This window comes from Vicinamibacteria bacterium (assembly GCA_035620555.1).
Lineage (GTDB): Bacteria > Acidobacteriota > Vicinamibacteria > Marinacidobacterales > SMYC01 > DASPGQ01.
Genome location: DASPGQ010000369.1, coordinates 1 through 5,024, shown reverse-complemented (window position 1 = coordinate 5,024; position 5,024 = coordinate 1). Strand labels below are relative to the sequence as shown.

The 5,024-nt window shown below is 62.9% G+C and carries 6 protein-coding genes; 4 read left to right on the top strand and 2 right to left on the bottom strand.

What is annotated here, in order from left to right:
• Nucleotides 1–477 (bottom strand): hypothetical protein (locus VEK15_14885; GenBank protein HXV61981.1); only part of this gene is annotated, 477 nt, incomplete at its 3' end.
• A 57-nt stretch (nt 478–534) separates the two neighbouring features.
• Between VEK15_14885 and VEK15_14880 the strand changes: the two genes are divergently transcribed.
• Nucleotides 535–954: a DUF2513 domain-containing protein gene (locus VEK15_14880; GenBank protein HXV61980.1), complete on the top strand. Its 420-nt coding sequence runs from the start codon at nt 535–537 to the stop codon at nt 952–954.
• Nucleotides 955–1,064: 110 nt separating this feature from the next.
• Nucleotides 1,065–2,714 carry a PAS domain S-box protein gene (locus tag VEK15_14875; GenBank protein ID HXV61979.1) on the top strand — a complete coding sequence of 550 codons (1,650 nt, stop codon included), beginning with the start codon at nt 1,065–1,067 and terminating at the stop codon, nt 2,712–2,714.
• 23 nt (nt 2,715–2,737) lie between these two features.
• On the opposite strand, the gene VEK15_14870 is transcribed toward VEK15_14875, so the two are convergent.
• Nucleotides 2,738–3,136 (bottom strand): hypothetical protein, encoded by a 399-nt coding sequence (locus tag VEK15_14870; protein HXV61978.1) that lies wholly within the window; start codon nt 3,134–3,136, stop codon nt 2,738–2,740.
• Nucleotides 3,137–3,280: 144 nt separating this feature from the next.
• Here VEK15_14870 and VEK15_14865 point away from each other — a divergent pair, with 144 nt between their 5' ends.
• Together VEK15_14865 and VEK15_14860 are read left to right on the top strand one after the other, a co-directional pair.
• Complete coding sequence (locus VEK15_14865) at nt 3,281–4,438, top strand: alanine--glyoxylate aminotransferase family protein (protein ID HXV61977.1); 1,158 nt, start codon at nt 3,281–3,283, stop codon at nt 4,436–4,438.
• A 60-nt stretch (nt 4,439–4,498) separates the two neighbouring features.
• Nucleotides 4,499–5,024: MBL fold metallo-hydrolase (locus VEK15_14860; GenBank protein HXV61976.1), on the top strand; the 526-nt coding region annotated here is incomplete at its 3' end.

The following is a 5,024-nucleotide window of genomic DNA, read 5'->3' as shown; positions in this document are numbered from 1 at the left end:
GGTCGCCATCTTGCCCATCGTCTTCACCACGATGTTGGTGTGCTGCTTTTCGACCCATTCGACACCCGTGCCCATCTCGCTCATGAGCCGCGACACCATGGGAATGGTCTTGACGAAGCTGGTGCGAACCAGGGGGATGGCGAGGTGACGCTGTGAGAGCCTCCGGTCGTTCCACGAGGGTCGTCGACCCCGGGTTCCCAGGAGCGTGACCACGTTCGTGCTCGGGCGAAGCTCATCCTCGAATCCTCGCTCCTGGGCGAGGCGGACCACGAACTCCTTTTCTTTACCGGGGAGCTGCGCAAAGCTCGCGGTTCCAAACACGCGAAGAAGGACCGCCGAATCCTCGAGCTCCTCGAAGAGAAGCTCGGAGAACCGTTGCGCCGCCGCCTGAAGGCTCTGGCAGCCCTCGAGCTCTTTTTCCACCAGGCCGCGCAGCCGAGTGATGTCCTCGAGGGTGGCCGTACCCACCGTGGTCACGACCGGAGTCTCTCTTGACAGAGCCACGCCCCGGCGTGAAAGTAAATGAACCCAGTCATGAAACGCGACGTCGATCTCGTCCGTCGAATTTTGCAGCACGTCGAGCAAAGCGGAGCCGATGGAACGAGTCCCGGAGGTTGGACCCAGCTCGTCGAAGAGGGATACGACGCATCATCCATTCAGTACCACATTCAAATCCTACACGATGCCGGCCTCATTCGAGCCGACGAGCTCGTACCCGGTCAATGGTGGCCGGAGCGGCTGACCTGGGCGGGTCACGAGTTTCTGGACACCGCGCGTGACGAGACGCTGTGGAACGAAGCCAAGAGTCGCATCGACGCAGCCGTCGGTGCCGCGCCGTTCGAAGTGTTTCGCGAGCTTCTCGTTCGACTCACGAAAGATCGGCTCGAGCGCCCCGAGCTCTCGCGGGAAGCCATTTCTCCCAAGCCCGCGGCCGGTAGACCGAAGCGAAAGTAAGCGGCTCCGTTCTCGTTCGACGGCGATCGTCTGGCCTTCGATCTTTTTTTACATACAGCTTTGCGGTTTTTGCAAGAGCGACTACAATGTGCAGCCGAGATCCAAGCGGGATGGAACGGGGGCACGCCAAGACGAGTCGCGAGGAGCTTGTCGCCGAGCTCGAAAGGCTGAGGCATCGCATCAAACGTCTCACCCGCGAGACGGCCGGGCTCGAAGAGACTGAGGAAGCCCTTCGCATCAGCGAAGAGGTTTTCCGCCAGATCTTCGAGAAGAGTCCGATCGGAATGCACCTGGTCACGCCGTCATTCCACATACTCCGGGTAAACGAAGCCCTCGGTCGCATGCTGGGCTACGAGAGCCAGGAGCTCGTCGGCCGGCCGCTCGCCCTCATCCTTCATCCAGACGACGCCGCCAAGGGCCTCGAGCTGGCGCGCAAGATGAAGGCAGGAGGCATCTCCGGGTATCAGATCGAGCGGCGCTATCTGCGCAAGGATGGAGAGATCGTCTGGGCGAAGATGAGCGCGAGCGTGATTCGCGACAAGAACGGCGATCCTCTTTATGGGATCGGTGTCGTCGAGAACATCACCGAGCACCGACGGGCCGAGCAAGACCGCGCGCGTCTCGAGGAGCAGCTCCGGCAGTCGCAGAAGATGGAAGCGCTGGGCCGGCTCGCCGGCGGCATCGCCCATGACTTCAACAACCTCCTCACGGTGATTCTGGGAAACGCCTCGCTCCTCAAGGCGGCTCTCGCCGACGAGTCCGCCGGACGGCGTCTCGAAGAGATCCTGGAAGCGGGCAAGCGAGCTTCGAGCCTGATTCGTCAGCTCCTCACATTCAGCCGAAAGAGCGTCAGCCAGCCCGAGCTCTTGGACCCGAGCGAGATCGTGCGCGATCTGGAGCCCCTTCTTCGACGGCTGATCGGCGAGCACATCGCGCTCGAGATCGCGGTGGACCCCGATTCCGGCTACATCGAGGCCGACCGCTCTCAGATGGAGCAAGTGATCCTGAACCTCGCCTTGAACGCGAGGGACGCCATGCCCCAGGGCGGAAAGCTCGTCATTTCGGCCTCACGTGTGACTCTAGGGCGGGTTCCCCACGTCCGGCTCACGTTTCGCGACAACGGAATCGGCATGTGCCGCGAGACGCTCGCACGCGCTTACGAGCCCTTCTTCACCACGAAACCGCCGGGCGAGGGAACGGGGCTCGGCCTCGCCACGGTATACGCGGTAGTGACCGAGGCGGATGGGCACGTTCTCGTCGACAGCGAGGTCGGAGAAGGGACCACGGTCGTGGTTCAAATGCCGGCGAGGCTCGTACCGCCGAGGCCGGTTCCCGCGTGGCTGGACTCGCAGAGTCTCGATGGGAACGAGCTCGTTCTCGTGCGCGAGGACGAGGAGCGAGTTCGACGGGTCACCTGCGAGATTCTTCGCGATCGGGGTTACGAGGTTCTCGAGGCCGGCAGTGCGGCCGAAGCCGAGGTGCTGATCGCGACGAGCACTCGGCCGGTGGACTTGCTCGTCACCGACGTCGTCATGCCGGACGTCAACGGCCGCGAGCTCGCCCAACGTCTTTGCCTGGCGAATCCCCGGCTCAAAGTCTTGTTCTTCTCCGGCTACGCTTCTCGAATCCTCGACTCGCAAGGCATCAAACAACCGGGGCTGTCGTTTCTGCCGAAACCCTTTACGCCGATGGCGCTCGCGAGACGGGTGCGTGAGATTCTCGACGCCCCCCGAGCGGACGTCGAGACGCTAAACGCGTGATCGTTCGCGGAACAGAGTTCTCGTCAGCCGAGAAGAGCGAGGGCTTTCGCTAGCCGCTCGGGCTCGACGGCGATCACCGCCGCGGTCTTTCGGGCTTTGGTATAGGCGGTGGCGTAAGCGTACTTCACCGGCACTCTCGCCTTCGCCAGCTTCTCCACCGCTTTGGCAAGCGCTCCGGGGCGGTTCTTGAGCTCCACGAAGAGTACTTCTTCCACCGTGAACTCGTAGCCCGCGCGCGACACCGCGTTTTCCGCCAGCTCCCGGTTCTGGACGAGAAGCCGAATGGGGCCGGTTTTTCCCTTGGTCGCCGGGGCGGACAGCGCCAGCAGGTTGACGCCGCCGTCGGCGAGGTCGCGACAGAGCCTGGCCAAAGTTCCCGTCTCGTTCTCGAGCTTTAGATTGAGCTGCGCGCGAATGGGCATCCGTCCTCCCCTCGTCCCGCGATTCTATCCGAGTCGGCCTCTCGCGCGTGGGGGGCGTCGCGTCGAGGTCTTGCCGGTCGAGCCTGGATCTCGGCCCCGGAATCGCGCAGAATCGCTCCAAACGAGTCAGTCGAGGAGGCAGCGATGAGACCCTGGCCCATCATGACGCTTGCCGGAGGACCGGTGGAAGTGAACGAGCGCACGTTGAGATCCCAATCCCGCCCGGTGCTCTATCACTACGACCCGGCGTTCATCGAGCTTTTCGATCGCACCTGCCGGCTCCTGCAGGACGTCTTTCGTACCCGAAACGATGTCGTGATCCTCCAGGGCGAGGCGGTCCTCGGGCTCGAGGCTGCGGCGGCCTGCCTGTTCTCCCCCGGCGACAAAGTCCTGAACCTGGTCTCGGGAGTGTTCGGCAAGTGGTTCGAGCTCTTCATCCAAAAATACGGAGGGACGGCGGTCGAGCTGGCGGTCTCCTACAACGATGCCATCGATCCCGACGACGTGCGCAAGGCTCTCGAGCACGATCCGGAGATCAAGTTTCTTTCCGTGGTCCACTCGGAGACGCCTTCGGCGACCATCAATCCCGTCAAAGAGATCGGCACGATCGCGAGAGAGTTCGGCGTCACGACGATCGTCGACACGGTTTCCGGTCTCGGCTCCGAGGTGCTGAGCCCCGAGGAGTGGAACATCGACGTCGCGGTGGCGGGTCCCCAAAAGTGTCTCGGAGGTCCTCCGGGCCTGTCTCTGATGACGGTGAGCCCCGAAGCCTGGAAGCTCATGGAATCCCGGCGTCCTCCGCTTCGGGGAAGTTTCCTGTCGATACTCGACTGGAAAGACGCCTGGATCGAGAACCGGCGGTTTCCTTATACGCCGTCGGTGAGCCTCATCTACGCACTGGAGTCGATTCTGGAACAGGCGCTCGAAGAGGGAATCGAGAAGATGGCCGCCCGGCACCGCGCCATCGCCAAGGCCTGTCGGAGTGGGGTGAGAGCACTCGGTCTCGAGTTGTGGGCAGACCGGGAATCGATCGCGAGCTCGGCGGTTACGGGAGTCAAACCACCCCCAGGAATCGCTGAAGGGTCATTGCGCTCCCATCTCAGAGACCGATACGGGGTGATGATTTCGGGAGGCTATGGCGATCTCGCGGGAAAGCTCTTTCGGCTGGGCCACATGGGCCTCGCCGCCCAACCGCCGTACCTTGCCGCTCAAATCGCGATGCTCGAGAGAAGCCTCGCCGACCTCGGCTATCCGCTGAAGCTGGGAAGTGGGGTCGGCGCGGCGCTCGCGGGTCTCGAATAAGCCGGCTTGAAATCGATCTCCGGGTAACTTACTCTCCCGCCCTGCGATCGGAGGTTCTTCATGAAGGCAAGAGTCCTGCTTCGGTTCGTCGCGCCCGCTCTCTTCGTCTCCATCCTTGCCTGTCAACCCGGCGCGGAAGAAGCCGCTCCCCCGTCGGTCGCAGCCGACGTGGTCTCGAAGCCCGCAGGCGCTGAATACGAAGGTGACGCTTTCACTTTTCACAAGATCACCGACGACGTCTATCACGCCGTCGGCACCGGCAATCTCGCCGTCGGCTGCAATGGGTCGGTGATCGTGAACGACAACGACGTCTTGATCGTCGACTCGCACATCAGCCCGGCGGCGGCCTGGGCGCTCCTCCGGGAGCTCGAGGCCATCACCGACAAGCCGGTTCGTTACGTCGTCAACACTCACTTTCATTTCGATCATGCGCACGGGAACCAGATCTTCGGTCCCGACGTCGAGGTCATCGGGCACGAGTTCACCCGAGAGAAGCTCGCTTCGGGAGCGTCCAAATCGGGACGCGCCTACGGGATGTTCGTAGGCGGCATTCCCGCCCGCATCGAAGAGCTCGAAGGCGAGCGTA